General features: G+C 72.3%; 3 protein-coding genes. All 3 read left to right on the forward strand.

The genetic code is table 11. From position 1 onward, the window contains the following. The first annotated feature begins 194 nt into the window (after window positions 1-194). On the forward strand, window positions 195-1,112 hold the full coding sequence (locus L2I40_RS20105) for a lysophospholipid acyltransferase family protein (protein ID WP_237216958.1): 918 nt from the start codon (window positions 195-197) through the stop codon (window positions 1,110-1,112). 153 nt (window positions 1,113-1,265) lie between these two features. Further along, complete coding sequence (gene miaB / locus L2I40_RS20110) at window positions 1,266-2,681, forward strand: tRNA (N6-isopentenyl adenosine(37)-C2)-methylthiotransferase MiaB (protein ID WP_237216959.1); 1,416 nt, start codon at window positions 1,266-1,268, stop codon at window positions 2,679-2,681. Then, the gene (locus L2I40_RS20115; protein ID WP_372491085.1) at window positions 2,678-3,781 is read left to right on the forward strand and encodes a PhoH family protein; all 1,104 of its coding nucleotides are present in this window, start codon (window positions 2,678-2,680) and stop codon (window positions 3,779-3,781) included. The genes miaB and L2I40_RS20115 overlap by 4 nt, the downstream gene beginning before the upstream one ends. The last annotated feature ends 165 nt before the right edge of the window (window positions 3,782-3,946 follow it).

Raw genomic sequence — 3,946 nt, forward strand, 5'->3', positions numbered from 1 at the left:
CGCTGCAGGCCAGCCCGGTCGGTCCGGACGCCATGCCGGGCTTCGGCCCGAGCCAGCGCGTCGGCACCGACATGACGACCGCGCCGGTGCCGGCGGTGCCGCTGCGCCAGCTGCGCTGACGCCGGCGCGGCTTTCACGCGCCGGTCGCCGGCCCTTCATTGCCTTGCCATGCGCGCCAGGGTTAATGGCGCGCCATGGAAGCCCGCCTGACGACGCCCGAGGCCCTGCGCCCGCCGCGCCTGCGGCGGCGCAAGGTCATCAGCTTCTCGTCCTCCGACCCGGACTCGCTCTGGGGCGACGTGCTCGGCTTCCGCCCGCTCGGCGGACGGGTGCGCGCGGTGCGGCGGATCGCGACCATCCTGATCTGGACGCTGATCGCCATCCCGATCCAGGCGCTGCTGATGGTGCTGCCGGGCCGCGGCAACATCGCCTTCGGGAAGTTCTATTTCCGGGCGCTGGCCTGGCTGATGGGGCTGAAGATCCGGGTGGTGGGCGATGCCGCGCCCGGGCGCTCCGTCCTCTTCGTCTCCAACCATTCCTCCTGGCTCGACATCGTCGTGCTCGGTGGCACGCTTGATGCCTGCTTCATCGCCAAGCGCGAGATCGGCGAATGGCCGCTGATCAACATCGTCGCCAAGCTCGGCCGCACCGTCTTCGTCAGCCGCAGCCGCACCCAGACCAAGGGCGAGGCCGGTGTGATCCGTGAGAAGCTCGGCCAGGGCGAGCGCATCATCCTGTTCCCCGAAGGCACCACCAGCGACGGCACGCGGGTGCTGCCCTTCCGTAGCGCCTTCCTGTCGGTCGCCGACCACGCGACGCTGGTGCAGCCGGTCTCGGTGGTGTTCGACCGGCTCGGCGGGCTGCCCGCCTGCCGGCGCGACCGGCCACTGTTCGCCTGGTACGGCGACATGGACATCGGCAGCCATTTCTGGCGGCTCGCCCGGCGGTCCAAGACGCGCGCCACGGTGGTGCTGCACGCCGCGGTGGACCCGGCCACCTACCCGGACCGCAAGGTGCTGACGGCCGCCTGCGCCGAGGTGGTGACCGAGGCCTGCGCCACACTCCGGCAGAACCGCACGCCGGAGCCGCTCACGCCGCGGCTTCCCGCTTGACCCGGCTCGGCGCGCCCCCGCAACGTTCCCTCGTGCCGATTCGCACGCCCCTGATGCGACGCGACACCCGCGCTTGACCGCGACCGGGCGGACCCGCATCTCCCCGCCTTCCCCCTGCCGGCGCTCCGGCGGGGCGGCGGAGTTCTCCCTGCGATGACCGGCCCCGTCTCCCCTGGCCCCAGGAAGCGTCTCTTCGTGAAGACCTGGGGCTGCCAGATGAACGTCTACGACAGCGCCCGCATGGCGGATGTGCTGGCGCCGCTCGGCTACGCCCCGGCCGAGGCGCCGGAGGGCGCCGACATGGTGATCCTCAACACCTGTCACATCCGCGAGAAGGCGTCGGAGAAGCTGTTCTCCGAGCTCGGCCGGCTGCGCGGCGCGAAGCAGGCAAAGGAGGCCGAGGGCGGGCGCATGGTGCTGGCGGTGGCCGGCTGCGTCGCCCAGGCCGAGGGCGCCGAGATCACGGCACGGGCGCCCTACGTGGACATCGTGCTCGGCCCGCAGAGCTACCACCGCCTGCCGGAGATGGTCGCCCGCGCGACACGCGCCGCCGGCCATGTGATCGAGACCGACTTCCCGGCCGAGGACAAGTTCGACCACCTGCCGGAAGCCGCCGCGCCGCAGGGCCCGATCGCCTTCCTGACCATCCAGGAAGGCTGCGACAAGTTCTGCTCCTTCTGCGTGGTCCCCTACACGCGCGGCGCCGAATACTCGCGCCCCGCCGCGGCGGTGATCGCGGAGGCGAAGCGGCTGGTGGCACAGGGCGCGCGGGAGATCGCGCTGCTCGGCCAGAACGTGAACGCCTATCACGGGGACGGGCCTGATGGAGCGACCTGGGGCCTGGCGCGGCTGCTGCGCGAACTGGCGGAGATCCCGGACCTCGCGCGGCTTCGCTACACCACCTCCCATCCCCGCGACATGGATGACGAGCTGATCCGCGCGCATGGCGAGATCCCGGCGCTGATGCCCTTCCTGCACCTGCCCGTGCAGTCGGGCAGCGACCGCGTGCTGAAGGCGATGAACCGCGGCCACACCGCGGCCGACTTCCTGCGCATCGTCGAGAAGCTGCGCGCCGCGCGGCCGGACCTCGCGCTGTCGTCCGACTTCATCGCCGGCCACCCCGGCGAGACGGAGCAGGACCACCAGGACACGCTGCGGCTGATCCGCGAGGTCGGCTTCGCGCAGGCCTTCTCGTTCAAGTATTCGCCGCGGCCTGGAACCCCGGCCGCCGGCGCCCCACTTCAGGTCGCGGAGCCCGAGAAGGACCGGCGCCTGCACGAGATCCAGGAGTTGCTGCGGGAACAGCAGCTGGACTTCAACCGTTCCAGGCTCGGCCTGCGCATGGACATCCTCTTCACCGGACCCGGCCGCCACCCCGGGCAGCTCGCCGGGCGTTCGCCCTGGCTGCAGCCCGTCCATGCGGAGGGGCCACTTTCCCTCGTCGGGCAGGTCCTGCCCTGCGAGGTCACCGCCACCCATCCCAATTCCCTCGCGGCACGCATCCTGTCTTCCCCAGGGGCCGCCGAGGCCACCGGAGACCCGCCAAACCAGGAGAAGGCCGCCGCTTGAGCACCACCACCCTCGCGATCCGCCCCGATCCCCGCGCCCCGCGTGGGGACCTTCCCGCCAGCCGCAGCGTCACGCTGAACTTCGACGACAACGCGCTGCTGCCGCTGCTGTACGGGGAGCATGACCGGAACCTGGCCCGCATCGAGATGCGGCTGGGGGTCAGGCTCGGCAGCCGGGGCAACCGGCTGACCATCACCGGGACGCCGGAACGCACCGAGGTGGCGGAAGCGGCACTGGCCGATCTCTGGCGGCGATTGCAGAAAGGCGAGCACGTGGGCACCGCCGAGGTCGAGGCCGCCATGCGCATGGCCGAAGGCGAGCAGGAAGGCGACCCGCGCCTGCCGCTGCAGGACATCCCGGCGATCCGCACCCGCAAGGGCGCGATCGCGCCGCGCAGCCCCGCCCAGGCCGCCTACATGGAGATGCTGGCCCGGTCGGAGATGGTCTTCGGCATCGGCCCCGCCGGCACCGGCAAGACCTATCTCGCCGTCGCGCAGGGCGTCGCACTCCTGCAGGCCGGCCGGGTGGACCGGATCGTGCTCTCGCGGCCGGCGGTCGAGGCCGGCGAGCGCCTCGGCTTCCTGCCGGGCGACCTGAAGGAGAAGGTCGATCCCTATCTCCGCCCGCTCTACGACGCGCTGCACGACATGATGCCGGCCGAGCAGGTCGCCCGCCGCATGGCGGCCGGCGAGATCGAGGTCGCGCCGCTCGCCTTCATGCGCGGCCGGACGCTGGCACATTGCTACGCCATCCTGGACGAGGCCCAGAACACCACCCCGGCCCAGATGAAGATGTTCCTGACCCGTATGGGCGAGGGCAGCCGGATGGTCGTCACCGGCGACCCGACCCAGGTGGACCTGCCGCCCGGCCAGGCCTCCGGCCTGCACGAGGCCCTGAACATCCTCGACGGGGTGGACGGCATCGCGGTGGCGAGATTTGCCGAGCGGGATGTGGTAAGGCATCCCCTCGTGGCCCGGATCGTCGCGGCATATGGCCGCGCCGATGCCGGGTCCGCTTATGGTCGCGCGGACGCCGCCCCTTCCCGACCGCGGGACGGCCGCGGACGCGCAGGCGTGGAGAAGGATGGAACCGGGAAGTAGTCGTCCCGGCCGCAAGGGGAGCACCCCCTCGGCCGGGCTCCGTGAGGGGGATGTCACTGTCCTCCTGGCCGCGCCGGGGTGGCGCTCGGCCGTTCCGCGCCCCGAGGCGCTCGCCCGCCGGGCCGCCGCCGCGGCGCTGGCCGAGGCCGGGGAGATCGGAAGAGC

The sequence above is a fragment of the Falsiroseomonas oryziterrae genome, from assembly GCF_021864505.1.
Lineage (GTDB): Bacteria > Pseudomonadota > Alphaproteobacteria > Acetobacterales > Acetobacteraceae > Falsiroseomonas > Falsiroseomonas oryziterrae.